General features: G+C 57.3%; 14 protein-coding genes. 9 read left to right on the forward strand and 5 right to left on the reverse strand.

Features of this window, described 5'->3' with window-relative positions; translation table 11 throughout:
- The first annotated feature begins 182 nt into the window (after positions 1-182).
- Positions 183-530: a hypothetical protein gene (locus PKO02S_RS27595; RefSeq protein ID WP_127588255.1), complete on the forward strand. Its 348-nt coding sequence runs from the start codon at positions 183-185 to the stop codon at positions 528-530.
- A 210-nt stretch (positions 531-740) separates the two neighbouring features.
- Here PKO02S_RS27595 and PKO02S_RS33715 read toward each other — a convergent pair whose 3' ends face one another.
- From PKO02S_RS33715 to PKO02S_RS27620, 5 genes are all read right to left on the reverse strand, one after another.
- Positions 741-1874 (reverse strand): glycosyltransferase family 4 protein, encoded by a 1134-nt coding sequence (locus tag PKO02S_RS33715; protein WP_127588256.1) that lies wholly within the window; start codon positions 1872-1874, stop codon positions 741-743.
- Between the two features lie 6 nt (positions 1875-1880).
- A complete protein-coding gene (locus PKO02S_RS27605) occupies positions 1881-2603 on the reverse strand; it encodes a glycosyltransferase (protein ID WP_127588257.1) in 723 nt (240 codons plus the stop codon).
- A complete protein-coding gene (locus PKO02S_RS27610; protein ID WP_127588258.1) occupies positions 2600-3925 on the reverse strand; it encodes a tetratricopeptide repeat protein in 1326 nt (441 codons plus the stop codon). The genes PKO02S_RS27605 and PKO02S_RS27610 overlap by 4 nt, the downstream gene beginning before the upstream one ends.
- Positions 3926-4137: 212 nt before the next feature.
- On the reverse strand, positions 4138-5769 hold the full coding sequence (locus PKO02S_RS27615) for a response regulator transcription factor (RefSeq protein WP_127588259.1): 1632 nt from the start codon (positions 5767-5769) through the stop codon (positions 4138-4140).
- 104 nt (positions 5770-5873) lie between these two features.
- Positions 5874-7673: a cache domain-containing sensor histidine kinase gene (locus tag PKO02S_RS27620; protein ID WP_127588260.1), complete on the reverse strand. Its 1800-nt coding sequence runs from the start codon at positions 7671-7673 to the stop codon at positions 5874-5876.
- A 323-nt stretch (positions 7674-7996) separates the two neighbouring features.
- On the opposite strand from PKO02S_RS27620, the gene PKO02S_RS27625 reads away from it, so the two are divergent.
- The 8 genes from PKO02S_RS27625 (at position 7997) to PKO02S_RS27660 (ending at position 18068) form a co-directional block, all read left to right on the forward strand.
- A complete protein-coding gene (locus PKO02S_RS27625) occupies positions 7997-8896 on the forward strand; it encodes an ABC transporter permease (protein ID WP_127588261.1) in 900 nt (299 codons plus the stop codon).
- Between the two features lie 15 nt (positions 8897-8911).
- The gene (locus tag PKO02S_RS27630) at positions 8912-9805 is read left to right on the forward strand and encodes a carbohydrate ABC transporter permease (RefSeq protein WP_246067473.1); all 894 of its coding nucleotides are present in this window, start codon (positions 8912-8914) and stop codon (positions 9803-9805) included.
- Between the two features lie 106 nt (positions 9806-9911).
- Complete coding sequence (locus PKO02S_RS27635) at positions 9912-11546, forward strand: type 2 periplasmic-binding domain-containing protein (protein WP_164821726.1); 1635 nt, start codon at positions 9912-9914, stop codon at positions 11544-11546.
- 156 nt (positions 11547-11702) lie between these two features.
- On the forward strand, positions 11703-13136 hold the full coding sequence (locus tag PKO02S_RS27640) for a sedoheptulokinase (RefSeq protein ID WP_127588263.1): 1434 nt from the start codon (positions 11703-11705) through the stop codon (positions 13134-13136).
- Positions 13137-13223: 87 nt separating this feature from the next.
- Entirely contained in the window at positions 13224-13985 is a 762-nt protein-coding gene (locus PKO02S_RS27645; RefSeq protein ID WP_127588264.1) for an HpcH/HpaI aldolase family protein, read from the forward strand.
- 108 nt (positions 13986-14093) lie between these two features.
- Positions 14094-15968 carry a hypothetical protein gene (locus tag PKO02S_RS27650; RefSeq protein WP_127588265.1) on the forward strand — a complete coding sequence of 625 codons (1875 nt, stop codon included), beginning with the start codon at positions 14094-14096 and terminating at the stop codon, positions 15966-15968.
- A gap of 323 nt (positions 15969-16291) precedes the next feature.
- Positions 16292-16846, forward strand: a complete 555-nt coding sequence (locus tag PKO02S_RS27655; RefSeq protein ID WP_127588266.1) for a TasA family protein — start codon at positions 16292-16294, stop codon at positions 16844-16846.
- Positions 16847-16862: 16 nt separating this feature from the next.
- Positions 16863-18068, forward strand: a complete 1206-nt coding sequence (locus PKO02S_RS27660; RefSeq protein ID WP_127588267.1) for a signal peptidase I — start codon at positions 16863-16865, stop codon at positions 18066-18068.
- Positions 18069-18333: the final 265 nt, after the last annotated feature.

An 18333-nucleotide genomic window follows, 5' to 3' on the forward strand; every position in this document is an offset into this window, starting at 1 on the left:
CTCCCGCCAGGCCTCCCGCCAGGCCTCCCGCCAGGCCTCCCGCCAGGCCTCCCGCCAGGCCTCCCGCCAGGCCTCCCGCCAGGCCTCCCGCCTCCGACGACTACCCGCGCCTCCGACAAGCGCTCCTGCGCGCCGGCGCCTGGGACGCGTGGCTGCGCCTTGCGGCGGAGGCGCCGCCAGCCGTGCGCTGGGCCGGTCTCCCGGCCTCGCTCGCCTGCGGGTTGCTTCAGGCGCAGCCCGCTGTACAGCAGCGGCTGCTGGACGCCTGGCTCATCGACGCTTCATTGACGCCACCTGTTCTACCGCCCGCCGCCCAGCGCTTGGCCGCCGTGCTGGCGCTGCAGCTCGACCGCCACCGCGACGCCCTTACAATCCTCGCCGCCGCGCCGGACAGCCCGGCGCAGGCGGTCGGCCTCGTGCACGCGCTCGCCGGCTTGGCCGCAGCTCACATCGACAGGCTCCCAAGCTCGCCCAAGGGTTGCCTCCCGCAGTTGGCGAGCGACTACCGCGGCCTGCTTCTCGCCGATTAGATCAAATTAAGATGATGGAGGGCTGGTGTCGGGGTGCTGGATAACAAATTTCTCTATTGGAGTACCAAATTTCGCATACAAGCTCCATTTCGGCCAATCTGAGTACCTAAGTATCCAATTCGCGAATCTAGCTTCGCGTTTAGAGTACTTAAGTACTCAGTTCGCCACTGTTCGCGCAAAAGAAAGAAATTTGGTTCTCAGTCTGTTTACTCAGGCTCTCCATCCCAGAAACTCCGCCAACACGTTCCGCCACCGGCTGTCCCAGACGCGCTTGTCAAAAGCTAGTGCCGTCTGCCGGGCATGCCGGCTTAGCTTGCGCCGCAGCTCCGCGTCTTCGACCAGCCGGATCAAGGCGTCCAGCAGCGGCTGGGGCGTCGGCGTCGTCTTCAGTCCATTGAAGCCGTCGATAATCAAGTCGTTCAGACCGCCTACGTTGCTCGCCACGACCGGCAAGCCGCAGCTCATCGCCTCGAGGCAGGAGTACGAGGTGCCCTCCGAATAAGTCGAGGGAATGACGGCGATATCCGCCTCGCGGTAAGCGTTCCGCACTTTCTTGAAATCGTACGTGCGATGCAGGATGCGCCGTCGGTGCGGGTGATGGCGGTGCCACAGGCGGAACGCTTGCCCCACGTCGCTATGCTCGACGAGCTCGCCGGCGAACTCGACGGTGACATGCGGATACGCCTCCAGCAGCCGGTCGGTCACCAGCATCATCGGCAGCAAGCCGCGCTCGAGACTGAGCCGACGGGGGTACAGGATGCGCAGCTCGCCTTCCCCTACGTCAGTGCCCGTCAATTGCTGGCGCCGAGGCGAGAAATGCCGCGTATCGACCGCATTCGGGATAAGCTCGATCTGCTCGGGGTTGCCGAACATACATACCGACCGGCAATAGGTCACTACATGCGAATCTACCGACACCAGCTTGCGAAGCCCCTCCATCGCGCCTTGCAGCGCTTGCGCAACATCGCGTTTGGACTCATACGTAATCGAAGGCCGATCCCAGTTGATGCCGTGGCAAATCCCGAGGCTCCCCGGCCGGTAGCGCAGCGGGTGCCATATGCAGCTCGTGTAAATGAAGACCCCCTCCGCCATCTCGGCCATTCGATCGAAGGCATCCACAATCCGGGTCTGCTCGAACACATGACCGAACACGTCAATGCCATCCAGCCGGGCGAGGAAAGGCTCGCCATAGGACAACTGATGCACCACCGGCTGATGGCCGAGCTCCTGGATCAGCAGGCACAAGTCGTAAATATACCGCTCCAGCCCGCCGCCATAAACCCGGCTGTAATCTTGGTTGTACCCGTCGAGGAAATTGTGGGTGAACAGGCTCACTTTGGTCATCCGCTTCTACTCCTGCCATTCGACCAGGTTCGGTTCCAGGTCGAGGATCGACTCGTACTGCGCGAGGCTTCCCCACCGGCCGTCCGGGTCCATTTTCTTATAGCGCAAATATTTGCGCACGCGGTCCTCCAGGCTGCCGGCCCAGCCCAGATGCTTCACGCGGAGCGCGGTATGCTCGCCTCGGAACATGTAGCAGGCCGGGGGGAGCCGGGACATATGATGATCCTTTTTCGGATACCAGTAAGGAAACTCGGGAAAAAACCGGACCAGCGAAATATATTGCCGTTTGTGCAGCGTCCATAGCGCGTCGTCGCGATAGTGGGTCGTGCCGCCCCAGAAATCATAGAACCGAAAGCTGAACCAATCCACCCGATCCTGGTTGATCAGATGGGGGATGTATTCCCTAGCTTTCCGTTCGTACAGTTCGTCGGCATCGACGGAGAGCAGCCAGTCGGGTTCGGTAGCGGCGGCGGTTTGCCAGAGCAGCGTGCGGAGCTCCCACTCCTGGGCGAAGAGGGAGTCCTCTAGCGTGACCAGCTTGACGACTTTGGGACAAGCTCGGCATACCTCTGCCGTCCGGTCGGTGCTATGATCGTCCACCACGACGATCTCGTCGACGAATGTGCACAGCTCCTCCAGCACGAGCGGCAGGAAGCGGCTCGCTTCATTGCGCACCTGCATGATCGCTGTCAGCTTGTTGCCGCTTGTTTTTCTCACCCTGCGGATCATGGCGCCACCGGCCCTTCCCGTTCGTTCTGCCGCTGCGTCAGCTCCGTCATGAGCCGCCGGAGGGCGTCCTCGTAAAGCTCGACTTCGCCGATCCGGGCGATGGAGGGCTCGTGGATGAGCGTCGCCTCCAGGAGCACGCCGATCGCTTCGTGCGGCTCTCCACGCATCACATGCGCCATTCCGGCGAGCAGCAGCATGTTCAGCCTGTCTTCGGTAGAAGGGAAAGCCGTGCGGCTCAGCTGTTCCAGCGCCTCCTCCAGCCGGCCTATTTCGAGCAGCAGCTGCACGAGCAGTGTCCTGGACGCAGGTGTATCTTGCTCCCGCAAGGTGGTGACAGCCGAGCGATAGTCGTCGTTATAGTAGAAGAGCAGCGCCTTCGCCAGCAGAGGCTCGCCTTGCTCCAGCCAGACGCAAAGCCCTTCATACCGCTTCTGCTCTTCCTCGGTCAGGACGGAGATACCGTATACCTGCACAGCTTTGGCGATCTGATCCTGCTGCGCGTAGATGGCGGAGAGAAAGCGGTAATGGGTGCTCAGCCCGTCGCCTCTTTGCAGGTGTACGACCTCCTGAAACGCTTCCAGCAGCAACGCCTCGGCGATTTGCTCCTTCAGCAAATACAAATATACCGCCAGCAGGAACGACACGGTTTCATGCGCCTTGGTCGTCGTGCGAAGACGGGTATAGTAGTTCAATCTTCGCCACCACACAGCAGGAGTCAATGGAGCGGCCGAGCCTTCTTCCAAAAGCGACCGCACCGCCTGGAGCACGAAGTCCTCGTAATCCGGCAAGGCGGCTGACCGAACCTGCGATGTCGCCGGCATCGCGGTATCTGTCACTGTCCCGTCTCCCGCCTCCATCGTGAGCCGTTCCTCGCCCTTCAGCAATTGGACGGCTGAATGGCGCAGCGAATATTGCAAGAAGACGGTTTCCTCTTCCACGCAGACGAGGTCGGCTATGGCGGTCAGTTGGGCGGTGGAACGCGTCCACAGCTCCGCTCCTTGTTCTCCGATCGCGAGGCTCGGCAGCCAGGCAACTGTGAAAGCGGGGCGGAGGGATGCAGCCGCCGTCACCCAGTAGGGATGCGAGACGATCGCGATCACCTCATCGCGGGGGAGCGCCTTCAGCTCCTCCAGCGTACTCGGCCGCATCTCAGCCGGGAACTGTTCCGGTACCTTGGACTCCATCCAATAGAACATCGAAGGCTCCTGCGAATCTTCGGCTCCTGGCTGCAAGAGCAAGCCTCGCAGCCGCTCCAGCAAACTCTTGTACGGGTACCGGCTCCACTCGCAATGCGGGAACACCACCATTTTCCAAGCGCGCATCGCTATACGCCCTCCTTCGCGGCAGGTTGCGAATCCGAAGCCTTTCCAACCTGCCAAGCCTTGCAGGGCTTCGGATTACACACCAGTATACGGCCGTAGGACGCATAATATAACGGTTGGAGAGGTTGACGAGCGAAGAGGGATAAAGTTTGTTCTACGTGGCGAGCGGTAGGTCGGCAGTAACTCCCTGTCCGAATCGGCTGTATAACTTCTCACTTGTGCTTCAAATACTTCTTCGCATACGATTGCGGCGTTTCCCCGACAATATCCTTGAACACTTTGAAAAAATAGCTGTAATTGTTGAATCCGAGCCGGCGGTACATCTCCTTGATCGTCTGATTGCCGCTTTCGATGTACTGCTTGCTCAGCTCGATCTTGAAATGATTGATCGACTCGGTGAAGCTCATGCCGGTCTCCTCCTTGAACAGCCGGCTGAGATAAGACGGCGTGATGCCGATGTGCGCAGCCGCTTCCTCCAGCGAGACGCCCTCGCGGTAGCGGGCTCTGATCAGATTCATCGCTTCCTCGACGTACTTGGAGTATTTGCCCTCCACATGCAGCCGGTTGATCGATTCGACAAGCCGGTGGTAAATCGTCTTGACCCAATCCCGCACATCGTTCGATTGGCCCATCTTCGGCCGTTTGCCGGCGAGATCGGCGGCGATCCAGCCGACGTCCGCGCCGCACTTTTTGCCGACCCGGTGCGCGAGATGGATCATTTCCTCCACGAGTCGGACGAATTGCGCATACGTCCCTTCCTGCTGAGAGAACGCATCGAACACTTCGTCCAGAATGGCGTCGATCTGCTGCGTGCTGCAGACGACGATCGCCGCCAGCAGCTCCTTCTCCTGCTTGATGGACAACGCCGAAGCGCCGTTGTTGTGGTGCGGATTGCGCTGCGCTGCCGGCAGGCTGCTGATGTCGGCCAGCTTGCGCTCGAGCGCTTCGGCGGCGTGTCCGTAATAAGCGCGGATTTTGTCGAGCGCATGACAGACCGGACTGCCGCCGAATGCGACGGCTATGTTGTAGACGAGCAGCAGCGTCTGGCCGATTCTGCCTTCGAGGGCTTGAACGGAATGCATGATCGGCGTTTCGCTGCGGTATTCGGCATAAGAGAGCAGGAAGACGAATCGTTTCGCTTCGGCGTCGTATACGACGCAGCCTTTGCGCGGATCGCCGATCAACTGGCGGCACAGCTCGGCCACGGAGCGCACGTACATCGTCCGGCCTTCGCCGGAGCCGGCGGAATCGTCCGCCAGCTTGACGTCGTGAAGCGGCTGCATGACGAGCACGACCGTATGGCCTGCGTAAGGTCGCAGCAGGGCGGCTAGATCGCTGCCGACAGGGGGGAGCGGCGCGTCGTCATGAAGCAGCAGCCGTTCCACGGCATCCTGGAGCATCGCCGGATCGTCGAACGCGGATACGCCACGTGCGGCAGCAACCGTTCCTGAGCGGCTCTTGACGACGCCGAGCCGACTGGAAGCCTGCACCAATACGTCCAGCAAGCTGTCCGCATCAAGCCTGTGCTTGAGCAAATAGTCAATCGCGCCGCTGTTCAGCGTATCCCGCACATAGTCGAACTTGTCGAAGTTGCTCAGCACGATTGTCGCTATTTCCTTGTGATGTTCGCTGATGAAGCGGCACAACGAGACGCCATCCATGAGCGGCATGTCGATATCGATCAGCACGAGCTGTGGCTTCAGCTCATCGATCAGCCGAATCGCCTTCACCCCGTCTTCCGCTTCTCCGCACAGTGTATATCCGTGCGACTCCCAATCGATGGCCGCCCGCAGCTGGTTGCGCGCGAGCAGTTCGTCGTCCACGATGAGCACCCGTGTAAACATTGGCGTCCCTCCATAAAGCCAAATTTGCAACACAACCGATCGGTGGCTTAGCAGACAAGGGATTACTGCACCATCGGAGGCAAGTTTGCAGCTGTTCGCTTCCGCTATGACGAAGTGTCCTGTCGACTCGCCGGTATTGTAAATTCCACCGTCGTATACATGCCAAGCTGGCTCAAGACGGTTAGCCCATATTCGGCGCCGTACGTCATTTTGATCCGCTCGTTGACGTTTTTCATACCCATGCCGCTGAAGCTGCCGTCGCCTCCCGACGAATCGAGCGCCTGCTCGATTTGGTCCGACGTCATGCCGATACCGTTGTCGGTCACCTCGAATTTGATCCCGTCAAACTCGCTGTACACGCGCACGGTAATGAGCAACGGTTCATCCGATTCGCCGGCCGCGTGCTTCATCGCGTTTTCTACGATCGGTTGCAGCACGAGCTTGATCGTGTGGAAGTCGAGCACTTCCTCCTCCACCTGGAATACGACATTGACTTTGTCCAAATATTTGTATTGCTGCAAGTGAATGTAGCTCTTCAGGTGATGAAGCTCCTCGCGGATGGTGACGATTTCCCGCGTATGTCCAAGCGTCATACGCAGCAGATCGACGAACGAGCCGGTCAATTCCTCGATGTTGCGTACGCCTTGGAGGCGCGCCAGGTTGCGGATCGTGCCGAGCGTGTTGTAGATAAAGTGCGGCCGAATTTGCGATTGCAGCGCCGTCAATTCGGCTTCCCGCTTCTCTTTTTCGCGGTTTTTGATCTCGTGCATCAGCGAGTCGATGTTGTTCATCATACGGTTGAAGCTTTCGGTTAGCTCGCCGATCTCGTCGCGGGACCGGACGCGCGGTCTTGCCCTCAGATTGCCTTCGCGCACTTTCTTCATCGTCAGGCTCAAATGCTTCAGACTGCGGGTCATCCGGTTGGACAACGCGACGGAAACGAGCAGGACGATACAGAAGACGAACAGCACGATACGAACGATCTGCTTGCGGATGTCGGTCGCTTCCTTCAGGAGCGAATGGTACGGGATCAGCCCGATCGTCTGCCAGCCGGTCGCTGCCGAACGGTAGCGGATCGCCAAATATTGGCTTCCGTTCAGCTCGAATTCGGAATGGGTCAGCTGTGATGAGGCGATTTCGGCCGGCTCGTGAAATATCGCCAGCTCGGTGTCCTGCATTCTGGAAGCAGCGAAGCCGCCCTCCGGCTTGAATATAAAATTTCCGAGCGGATCGGCGACGTAGAGCATGCTTTCGGCGACGGGGTTGATATCGAACATTTTGCGGACGAACGCTTTGTCGAAATCGATCATGACGACCCCGACCGGCTGGTTGTTCCGACGGATGATCCGGCTGAACGAGACGCTGCCGTTCTCCGGCGCGTCGATCAATATTTGCTTGTCCTTCGATGCGACCGCTTGCGCGAACCACGGTTGGTCGACGACGGATCTGAAGAGCATGTTGCCGCCCGTCGAAAATATTTTGCCGTTCAGTCCGATGACGGCGATCCGCGAAATATACGTTTTGTAGGCGAGCAGGGAAGCAAGGAAGCTCTCCGTGTTTTGCTGCTCGCGAAACCCGTCGTACGACACCGGATCCTTCAGGCTGGTGACGACATTAATGACATTTTCGTTGTTCGTCACGATGACGGTGCTGATTTTTTCGATATCGCTCCAGATCATTTCGAAGTTTTCGTTGGCATGGGTTACCGAGTCGGCGACGTAGGTGACTGCGTTTTGTTCGATCGTGTCCGAGAAGCGGAAGTACATGGGAAACGCAATTGCCGTAATCGACAGCAGCACGACGATGCCGAATGTGATGAATATTTTGGCCTGTATACTGCCGGGATAGTGCAGCAAGCTTTTCATGAACTTGACCGCTTCGGCGAATAAGCTCCGGGATTGCATGTAAGCGCCTCCAAATGAAACGGAATGATGATGGCAGAGTACGGTTCTTGCGACCCGGCGGCTTTCGCGCGCGAATGTGCTCCAAGTGAGCTTATTGTAATCACATTCCGGCGAACCGTCAATGTGTCCGCAGACTGCGGCGTCGCCCTGGCAGCCAGTACGTAAATTTGCAATCGCAGTTCAAAAATTTGTACTTTTTGCTTGCATGATGCCGCTTACAATTACGATAGACACGTAAAAGCCGACTCGGACACCGGCTGGCAATGGTAGTGGCACGCCTAATCGAACCGGGTTTCTAACGGCAGCAGAGGAGCAGAGAATCCATGAATTGGAAAGCGATTACAAAAAACTATGAGCTGTATATTTTTCTTCTCCCGGCGCTGGCCTACTTCCTTATTTTCCATTATTGGCCATTGTATGGGCTGCAGATCGCGTTCAAAGATTTTTTGCCCAGCCGGGGCATAATGGACAGTCCGTGGGTCGGGTTCAAGCATTTCATCGAATTTTTCGACTCGTATTTGTTCTGGCAATTGATGCGCAATACGATCGAAATCAGCTTATACTCGCTCGTCGTCGGGTTTCCCGTTCCGATCATTCTGGCGCTCATGATGAATGAGGTGCGCAGCGCTAAATTCAAAAAAACAGTGCAAACGGTCACCTACGCGCCGCATTTCATTTCCACCGTCGTCATCGTATCGATGCTGATGTTCTTCTTGTCGCCGCAGACCGGCTTGCTGAACAAAGTGGTGACATCGTTCGGCATGGAAGCCATTCCGTTTTTGTCCAGCCCGGCATGGTTCAAAACGGTGTATGTGCTTTCCGGCGTATGGCAGCATGCGGGCTGGAGCTCGATCATCTATCTGGCGGCGCTGGCCGGCATCGACCCGCAAACGCACGAAGCGGCCGTCATCGACGGCGCGTCGAGGCTGCAGCGCATTTTTTATATCAACATTCCCGGCATTTTCCCGACCATCGTCATCCTGCTCATTCTCGACATCGGCAACCTGATGGCCGTCGGCTTCGAGAAGGTGTATCTGATGCAAAACCAGCTCAACATGGACTCCTCGAACATCATCGCCACATATGTGTACAAACGGGGGATTCAAGAGGCGCAGTACAGCTTCGCTGCTGCGGTCGGTCTGTTCAACTCGGTAATCAATTTCATTTTGCTGCTGACGGTCAATCGGATCGCGAAGGGCTTGAAACAAAACAGCTTATGGTAAAAGGAGGCGGCGCGCTTGCTGCAGGATACGGGAAGAGACAAAACGTTCAATACGATTAACAATGCGCTGCTGATGCTTATAACGGTCGCGGTGCTGTATCCGATCGTGTACATTCTGGCAGCGTCCGTCAGCGATCCGGTCAAAGTCGGACTGGGCGAAGTATGGCTGTGGCCCAAAGGCTTTACGTTCGAAGGGTATCAACGTATTTTCGAGTTCAAACCGATTTGGATCGGGTACCGAAACACGATCTTCTACGCGTTGCTCGGCACGGCGATCAACCTGTTCATTACACTGACATGCGCATATGCGTTGTCGCGTCGGGATTTGGTCGGGCGGAACGTATTTATGATGCTGTTTTTGCTGACGATGTTTTTCCATGGCGGACTGATCCCGACTTTCCTCGTTGTCAAGCAGCTGGGGCTTGTCAACACGATTTGGTCCATGGTGCTGCCGAATGCAGCGTTCATGTGGAACATCATCATTTGCCGAACGTTTTTCCAGACGAGTATTCCGATCGAGCTGCAGGAGTCGGCGCAAATCGACGGCTGCTCCAACACACGGCTGTTCCTGCGCATCGTGCTGCCGTTGTCGAAGCCGATCATCGCGGTTATGGGACTGTTTTACGGTGTATCGCACTGGAACGCGTTTTTTAATGCGCTGATCTATTTGTCCAATCGCGACCTGTATCCGCTCCAGCTCATTCTGCGTGAAATTTTGATCATGAACCAGGTGACCGACATGCTGCAGATGTCGACCGACGAGATGGAGAGCATGGTCAAGCGGATGTACATGGCAGAAATTATGAAGTATGGTCTCGTCATCGTCTCGTCGCTGCCGGTACTGATAGCCTATCCATTCCTGCAAAGATATTTCATGAAGGGCGTCATGATCGGCGCAATCAAGGGATAATCTCCCGCTGTCTTTATATTCCAGCTAGGAGGTGATGCACCCCGGTTAGTCAGGTAGTACAATGGCTGTACATGCAAGTCCAAAATTGCAATGGAGCGTGATAAGCATGAAAAAGGGGTATGGATGGTTGGCGCCGGCGGTTGTTTCGGTCGCGATGTTGACGGGATGCACGGGAAACGGCGGCAGCGAAAGCAGCGTCAAGCCTAGCGCCTCGCCAGGAGCGAGCGCAGGTGCGCAAGCGAACGATAAAATCAATTTGAGCGGATTTCCGATTGCCAAATCGAACATTCAAATGTCCATCATGATGAAAAAAGCGCCGAACCAGAGCGCATGGGACAGTTTGTGGATTGCCAAGCATCTGGACGAGAAGCTTGGCGGCAAAACCGTTGCGGTCGAAGTCGACGAGGGAGCCTGGAACGAGAAGAAAAATCTCGCGTTTGCAACCGGAGAGCTGCCGGATATGATCTGGACCAACGGCGCGCTAACGCCGAGCGACATAACGAACTACGGCGTGCAAGGACTGCTTGTGCCGCTGAACGATCTGATCGACAAGTACGCGCCGAATATCAAGAAGATACTGGAGCAAAATCCGGATTTGCGCAAAACGGTCACTTCGCTCGACGGTAAAATTTATGCGCTTGCGGCACCGGCGTATCCGAAACGCGAGCCCGTGATTGGCCGTTATTGGCTTAACACGCAGTGGATGAGCAAACTCGGATTGAAAACGCCGACGACGCTCGACGAATTTTACAATGTGTTGAAAGCGTTTAAGGAGCAAGATCCGAACGGTAACGGCAAGGCGGACGAAATTCCCGCATCCGGCGCAAGCGCCTCGAATCCGATCGATTCGATCGTGCTAACGGCAGTCGGGTATTTGGAGAAATATATCACATTGGATAAAACCGGTAAAAAGGTCGTCTACGCCCAGGCGCAGCCGGAGTACAAGGAATACTTGACCTTCATGAACAAGCTGTACAAAGACGGGTTGCTCGATTCAGAGTATTACACGCAAAATATTACGACGTTCCGTGGCAAAGCGCAGAAGGATCAAGTCGGCTTCTACTTCGACGCCGCTCATTTCGTGGCAGTCGGCCTTGACAAGTACACGAACTACGCCAGCTTTCCGCCGCTTACTAGCGCGCAAAACCCGACGAAAATATGGCCCTTGCAGCGGGTGGCGACAATCGGCGGCATGAACACGATCGCCATTACGTCCAAGAACAAGAATCCGGAGGCTTCGATCCGCCTGATCGACTATGCGTTCACGGAGGAAGGCGGAGGCGCGGTCCGCTTCGGACCGAAGCTCGATACCGTCGTTCAAGGGGCGGGCATCGTCAACAACAGCGACGGCACATGGGAAATCAAAACGCCGCAGGGCGTATCGAGCAACGATTACCGGATGAAATCGATCACGAACTTGAGCTTGCCGGCACCGGACGCTTTCTACCTGAAGAACAAAGAAGTGCCGGAGCAAGCGTCGCTGACAAAAAACCTGGTCGAGAATATGCTGCCGTATGGCAAGCCGGTTTATCCGAACGTATTCCTGACGAAGGAAGAACAAGAAAAGGTTAACAAAATCCAAACGGATTTGAAAACGTATGTCGATCAAATGGAAGCGAAGTTCGTCGTTGGCGACACGCCAATAACCAAATGGGACGAATACATCGCGACCGTGCAAAAAATCGGCGTGAACGATCTGATTGCGATTTACCAAACGGCGTTCGATCGCTGGAACAAATAATACGCGCATGAAGCGCCGCTCCTTCGGATCGCCTGCGACGTGCGCGGCGGGAAATCGGGGGAGGGGCGGCTTCCTGTTTGCGTCGGACGAAGCGGCGGAAGTTCTGTCGGGTCCAACAGCAAACATCGGCAAACGGTTTATAGACAGGTGGGTTGAATGCGCATGTTGTTTATCGGATTGGATATCGGAAGCAGCTATTTCAAGTCGGCCGTGCTCGATTTGCAGGCCGCCCGATTGTTGGACGTGCGGAAAGACAAGGCGCCGCTGAAGCTCCCGACGGCGGAGGAAGGGCGATACGAGATCGATGCTGAGGCGATGGCAGCCTTGGCGTCGGCCCACATCGGCAAACTGCTGAATCGGTATCGCGGGGCGATCGCCGGCATCGTGCTGTCCACGCAAATGCACGGCTTCGTCTTGACCGACGACAGCGGCATGCCGGTTACGGCCTATATATCATGGCAGGATCGACGTTGTTTGGAGCGGCTGGCGGACGGTGAGGAGAACAGCCTGGAAGCGCTGGAGCAGTTGCTTGGACCGCATGCTCCCGCGCGCTCGGGCTTGAGGCTGAAGCCGGGTCTCGCGCTCGGCAACTTGTATAGTTGGCTGCAACAAAATCGTGAAGCTGCGGCTTGCCGGAGGGCGGCCGAGTTTCATACGCTCGGTTCGTTCCTGATCAGGCGGCTGACCGGTGCGCATGCGACACATTTGACGAATGCCGCCGCCACGGGAATGGTTGACGTCGTGGACCGGGTGTGGAACGCGAGGACGATCGATGAGGCTAGCTGCGGCAATTTGCGTTTTCCCGCATTGGTTGGCGAGACGGAGCAGGCCGGCGTGTATCGCAGCCGTTACGGCAATATTCCGGTATATCCCGATATCGGCGATCATCAGGCGTCCGTGCTTGGCTGCTGCGGCAACGGAGGCAACGACATTATCGTTACGCTGGGAACGGCGGGATTGCTTTCGCGTGAATCGGCATCGTGGTCGGAAGGCGAGGATAAATACGAATGCCGTCCGTATTTCGAAGGCGGCTACTTGAACACGGTATCGCGTTTGCCCGGCGGACGCAACTTCGATGTGCTGATCGAATTTGTGCAGTCGGTCGCGAGAGATGTCTGGGGACGGACGCCTGGCAAAGATCGCATTTGGCGCGAATCGGCCCGGTTGGCGGAAGCGGCCGCCCGCGACCCTATAGCGCCGCTTCGAGTGGAGCTTGGTTTTTATCCCGGCCAGCTTGGCGTGGACAGAGGGCAGATCGGGACGATCGATGCGCATAATTTGCGCCTTGGTCCGTTGTTCCTGGGCGCCTTCGACAATATGGCGGACGTATATCGGACGATGCTTGGCCGTTTGTGTGGAAGCTTCGGCGAGGCGCACAGGGTGATATTCGCCGGCGGGCTGGCGTGGCGCAATCCGCTGCTTCGTCAGCGGATGTCCGTTGGGCTCGGTCTTCCCGGCGATTTACCGCCGCTTGCCGACGAGTCGCTGGTCGGATTGTTCCGGCTTGCGCTTGTATGCGGCGGTCAGTTCCGGACGCTGGCGGAGACGCAGGAAACTGCCCTGGCGCTCGGGAAACTGACGCCGGTATAAGATCGGGATGCGAAAGCCGAACCGGATTGAACGGCGCTTGGCCGGCTCCGGTTGTCGAAATGACGTGAGGAGAAAACGGAGGTAACGATGGGACCACTCAAGACCAAGTTGTCCATGCGGCATGAAGCAATCGGCACGATGCTGTCGGAGCTGCAGACGCCGAACATTGCCAGAATGCTTGCGGCGAGCGGATTTGATTTTATGATCGTTGACTGCGAGCACGGACCGTTCGCTTATGAGGCGGTTTCGAATTTGATTGCAGCGGCGCGTGGCGGCGGTATTTCGGTGCTTGTCCGCATACCGGGGGTGATGCGCGAGTGCATTTTGAAATATATGGACATGGGGGCGGACGGATTGGTCGTCCCGATGGTGTCCGGCGCCGACACGATCGCGCAAGCGGTCAGCTATGCCAAGTACGCGCCGGCCGGAAGTCGCGGCGTATCGACGCAGCGGGCTCACGCCGGTTACAGCGTCGACGATCTTCGCGTCTACATGGAAGCGGCGAATGCGGAGACGGTCGTCTTCGCGCAGATTGAAACGGTCGAAGGGCTGGCCAACGCTGAAGACATCGCCGGAACGGACGGGGTGGACGGCCTGCTGCTCGGTCCGAACGACTTGCTGCAGGAACTGGGCGTACCGGGCTGTTACAACGATCCGCGCCTTGCGGCGGCGGTGGGTAGGGTGGCGGAAGCGGCTGCGGCAGCCGGACGCTGTTCCGGCGTCATTACCGCGCGGGCCGATCTGATCCGCTTGGGCAGAGAAGCGGGAATGCGCGTGATAAGCTGGAACAGCGAAGTTGGCATGTTGATGCAGGCAGCGCGCGAAGGGGTTGCCAGGCTGCGCGGGTAACGACGGGAACGAGGCAGCCTGTAAGAACAGAATATCGAGGTCAACCTTATCATAGGGCAACGAATACATTCCAGTCTACACATGGTTCTGAGGAGCGTGATGGTCGCGATGAACAAAAAATTTGCCAAGCAGGTTGCGCCGGTGATCGATATTTTTCCCGATTTGTGCGGGGTGAGGTATCGATACGGATCGATCCGCAACAAGATGGAGCAACTCGCCGGACTCGGCTACAAGCGGATATATCTGGTCGTTTCGCTGCCGGGCCAACCGATGTACAGCAATCCTTGGCTCAGTGTGATGAAGCCGGACACGGAAGCGAATAATTATGCGCTCGAATCGATTGTGAACATCGGGGACCCGGTGTTTGATCATATATATGAAGCGCATCGGGCGGGTTTGGAGGCGTTCGCGGTTGTCAAGCCGTACGAGGGAGGCGGCGGCTTTACCGTTCCGCACGGCCGGACGGCATTATTCAAAGGGCGGTCGCTGCCTTGTATCGGCGGTGAGCGGGTCGGGTTCGATACGTTCCTGCAGGATCACGGCGAGATGCGGGTGAAGCGGAAGCCGATCGAGCGATACGACGAGCGGGTCGGCCAGACGATCACGCGGATCACGCTGACGTTTTGCCTAGATCGCGTGGAGCAGCGCATCCATCGCGACAAGACGGAAGTGTTCGAGGCGCAGCCGGACGACAGCCCGTCCCTTCCTTCATTGAACGGGCTGCGGCTGTGGACAAGCGCGGACAACGGCTTCTATCGGCCGTATGAAGGCGAATGGGCGGTGAAGGAGACGTTCGGGACGCAGGAGCTGGACGATGCGAACGGCTATCCGCTCGATGGCGGACCCAAGCGCTGCCGGGTTGTGGAATTGACGGAGCTGCGGATTGGTGCGGAACATCGCTATGTTGCGGTGTCGATGGATACCGGGCAGGGGCATGCCGTTATGATCCCGTTCTCGATGATCCAGGCGTTCGGCGAGCTTGGCGAAGTGCCCATTACCGTATCGCCGTATGTGCGGATGAGCGCAGAAAGCGAAGAGCGCACGGTACGGGTGACGGAGCCGGAGACCGGCGGGTATTGGTTCGATGCGACCTATCCGAGGCGCGGCGATCAAGCACCTGAGGCACTGGAGCGGTTTGCGCGGAACGGCTTCGAGTTCGAATGGTACGGTACGGGGTCATGGGGCCAAGGCTGGATGAGCGTTCCGCTGTATGGTATCGCCCGCGGCAAAATGGCCTACATGAAAGGTACGCCTTGCGAGGCGTATGCGGAGGTGCGCGACTACTGGCTCGATCAGGTGCACAGGCTGGTCGCCATGGGCATCGACGGCGTCGATTTACGGCTGCAGAACCATTCAGGCATGATCAGCGATTTTGTCAATTACGGCTACAATGAACCGCTTGTAGAGGCGTACAAACGCGAATACGGCATAGATATTTTGCTTGAGGACGCGGACCCGATCAAGCTGATGCGCATACGCGGCCAATTTTATTTGCAATTCGTCGAGGAGGCGTCAAAGACGCTTCGCGCCCACGGCAAGACGCTGCAAATTCACCTCCGCGACAGCTTCGATCATCCGGAAGTATCCGGCGAATTCGGCGAGGCGGGCTTCTGGGCGATGCCCAAGGTGCTGCCGGATTGGGAGAAGCTTGCTGAACTGGCGGACGAGATTACGATCAAAGATTACAACTGGGCGGTGTACCGTTCCGAAACGGCAACAAGGATGAAGGACAGGGCGGCCGAGCTCGGCAAGCCGCTCTGGGTGCATTGCTATATCGCGCAGGGCGGCGACCTGAATGCGGATTTCGTCAGCGGCGTCGAACAAGATGAACGGGTGACCGGCATGCTGCTTTACGAAATGGGTCACAATCCGTACGCGCATAACCCGTGGATCGGCTTGATAGAAGTCAAGCCGGACGGCAGCGCCGTGTTCAACGACGACGTCAAGGGCAAAATCGAAGCGCTGCTCGGGCACAGGGCATGAAGCATGCATACTAACGGCACGCCGCGGTTTCATCGGTAAAGCCGGCACGGTATGGGCGCCGCCGGAGCGGCATAACTTAATTTCAATGCGATAACGCAAAAATGGCGGTGTCGGGGATATTATCCCCGCACCGCCATTTTTTGCGCCGCGCACAGCTCCTATCGCGCGGTATTCCGCGGCCCTCCAGGCTGCCGAATATGTGTTGCAAAAACCGTCACCGGCCTACTCGGAATCTATCACCTTTTTGCTAGGAGAGCGTATGCATAATAGTAGAACGTACTAGCTTCGTTAGGTAGACGTTTATCAGGAGAGGGGGGATCGACATGCAAGCGGAGCTGCTGATACAACAATGGCGGGACCGGCGGTTATGGACGCTTCTGGCGTTGCTTGCCCTACTGCTCGGTATTGCCCGCATCGGGGTGACGACTGCGATCTTCACCGATACGACCACCAACTCCAACAACATTTTATCCAGCGCGAAGCTGGATTTGGCCACGTCGCCAGCCAGTCAAATCTATAACATAACCGACCTGGTGCCCGGGGATACGGTAACCCGCAGCGTAACGGTGACGAATCCGGGGACCGTGGCTTTTACGTATCGCGTAACGGGCTCCTCTTCCACCAACACGCTGTTGTGGACGGATACGACGGACGGCTTCCAGCTCGAGATCAAGGAAGGAGCGGCGACCTATTTCTCAGGCCCCATCTCGCTGCTCAACTCGAACCCGGCGGCTGACTTGTCCTTGGCCTCCGGCGCCAATACTTCGCTCTCCTTCAAAATCTCGTTCCCGGTCTCGGCGGGCAACACGTTCCAAAATTTAAGCGAGACGATTACGTTCACTTTCTCCGCGACTCAATTGCCGGGCACCGCTCGATAAGAAGGAGTGGGTTACGATGCTGCGAAGACGAAACCTCATACTGACCAGGGCTGCGATAGCCGCGTTAGCGATCGTGTCGCTGCCCTTTCTGTTGTGCGTGCTTCCGATGCTGTGGGGCTGGTCCTCGTACGTCGTCATCACGGGGTCCATGGGACCGACGATTCCAGTTGGTTCCGTAGTTGTCACCCAGCCGGTTTCAGCGGAGGAATTGGTTGTAGGGGACATCATCCTGTTCAAATACAAAAGCGCCAACGTTCTGCATCGAGTTACGGGCTACTCGGCTGCCGGGGATCCGCAGGAAGGCTTTTATACGCAAGGGGACTACAACTCCAAAGGGGAGCCTCTGCTCGTACAGCAGGAAAATATTCGCGGCCGGTTCGCCTATCAGGTTCCCTATGTCGGGTATCTCGTGCAATGGGTGCAGCACAATATCTGGCTGTTAGCTGGAGTGGCGCTGGCAGGCTGGTGGTGGCTGCGGAAAACGCGGCAAGGCTTGGATGCCGTGGAGGCGGAGGTCGAAACTGAGGTTGAGATGGAGGAGGAGACTGACGCTGATGCTGATGCTAAGGCTACGGACGATTCCAAGGCGAGTGAGAGGAGCAGAAGTGGTGGCAGAAATAGTGGCAGTAGTGATGGCAGTGACAGTGGCGAAGGCAACTCATCCCTCTGGTGGCGTGTGGGTCTGGTGGTGTTGCTAACCGGGGTCCTGATGCTGACGCTGCAATCGAGCGCTTACGCTCTCTTTTCCCGCAACTCCAACAACTCTAGCAGCCAGCTCGCTTCCGGGAACGGGATCTGGTTCTACTATATTTTCGACAGTACCTCAACGCTGCAATTCCACGACCCGACTCGTACAATCTCTACTGGACGAAACCGGACCTTGGCTGTCGATTACGGCGTCGTAGGCCGGGTGGTCGACTCGCTGCGGGTGGTGCCGAATGTCATCAGAATTACCAATAAAGGACCGGCCTCTTCATTGACCTTTGCAATCGCGAACGGCACGTCCCCGCCGCTGAATTTGTTCCAGCTCGACGATATCGTCGCGGTGCCGGGCACTCTCACCATCGCGAAAGACCAGACTCGGCTGCTGAGCATGCAATACAAGCTGCTGACACTAATCAGCCTGCCGGGCACCTACACCGGAAGCTTGCGGATTACCGACACGACGACCGGGCTTTACTGGGATGTCCCGATTACGCTTGTCTTGAATTTGTTGCTGTAATCATCTGCCACTTGAATTGTCGGTAAACACGCAACCGCCAATGACAGTGGTTTTTTCACATTTGTGGGACTCCATTACGGATCTATAGTTACTACTTAGGTCTGGTGGCGGGTGAAAACCGTCGGCCAGATACGATGTAGGGTAAAATTGGTCTACTTGGCGGGCGGAACAGGCGGCTGGACTCGATGTAGGGTAAAATTGGTCTACTTGATGGCTGAAACGGACGGCTCGATGCGATGTAGGGTAAAATTGGTCTACTTGGCGG

This window comes from Paenibacillus koleovorans NBRC 103111 (assembly GCF_004000845.1).
Lineage (GTDB): Bacteria > Bacillota > Bacilli > Paenibacillales > NBRC-103111 > Paenibacillus_AA > Paenibacillus_AA koleovorans.

Excerpts from the sequence above, each read along its gene's own strand:
- PKO02S_RS33715 (WP_127588256.1), bottom strand. The coding sequence starts at position 1,874 with ATGACCAAAGTGAGCCTGTTCACCCACAATTTCCTCGACGGGTACAAC.
- PKO02S_RS27605 (WP_127588257.1), bottom strand. The coding sequence starts at position 2,603 with ATGATCCGCAGGGTGAGAAAAACAAGCGGCAACAAGCTGACAGCGATC.
- PKO02S_RS27610 (WP_127588258.1), bottom strand. The coding sequence starts at position 3,925 with ATGCGCGCTTGGAAAATGGTGGTGTTCCCGCATTGCGAGTGGAGCCGG.
- PKO02S_RS27615 (WP_127588259.1), bottom strand. The coding sequence starts at position 5,769 with ATGTTTACACGGGTGCTCATCGTGGACGACGAACTGCTCGCGCGCAAC.
- PKO02S_RS27620 (WP_127588260.1), bottom strand. The coding sequence starts at position 7,673 with ATGCAATCCCGGAGCTTATTCGCCGAAGCGGTCAAGTTCATGAAAAGC.
- PKO02S_RS27625 (WP_127588261.1), top strand. The coding sequence starts at position 7,997 with ATGAATTGGAAAGCGATTACAAAAAACTATGAGCTGTATATTTTTCTT.
- PKO02S_RS27635 (WP_164821726.1), top strand. The coding sequence starts at position 9,912 with ATGAAAAAGGGGTATGGATGGTTGGCGCCGGCGGTTGTTTCGGTCGCG.
- PKO02S_RS27640 (WP_127588263.1), top strand. The coding sequence starts at position 11,703 with ATGCGCATGTTGTTTATCGGATTGGATATCGGAAGCAGCTATTTCAAG.
- PKO02S_RS27645 (WP_127588264.1), top strand. The coding sequence starts at position 13,224 with ATGGGACCACTCAAGACCAAGTTGTCCATGCGGCATGAAGCAATCGGC.
- PKO02S_RS27650 (WP_127588265.1), top strand. The coding sequence starts at position 14,094 with ATGAACAAAAAATTTGCCAAGCAGGTTGCGCCGGTGATCGATATTTTT.
- PKO02S_RS27655 (WP_127588266.1), top strand. The coding sequence starts at position 16,292 with ATGCAAGCGGAGCTGCTGATACAACAATGGCGGGACCGGCGGTTATGG.
- PKO02S_RS27660 (WP_127588267.1), top strand. The coding sequence starts at position 16,863 with ATGCTGCGAAGACGAAACCTCATACTGACCAGGGCTGCGATAGCCGCG.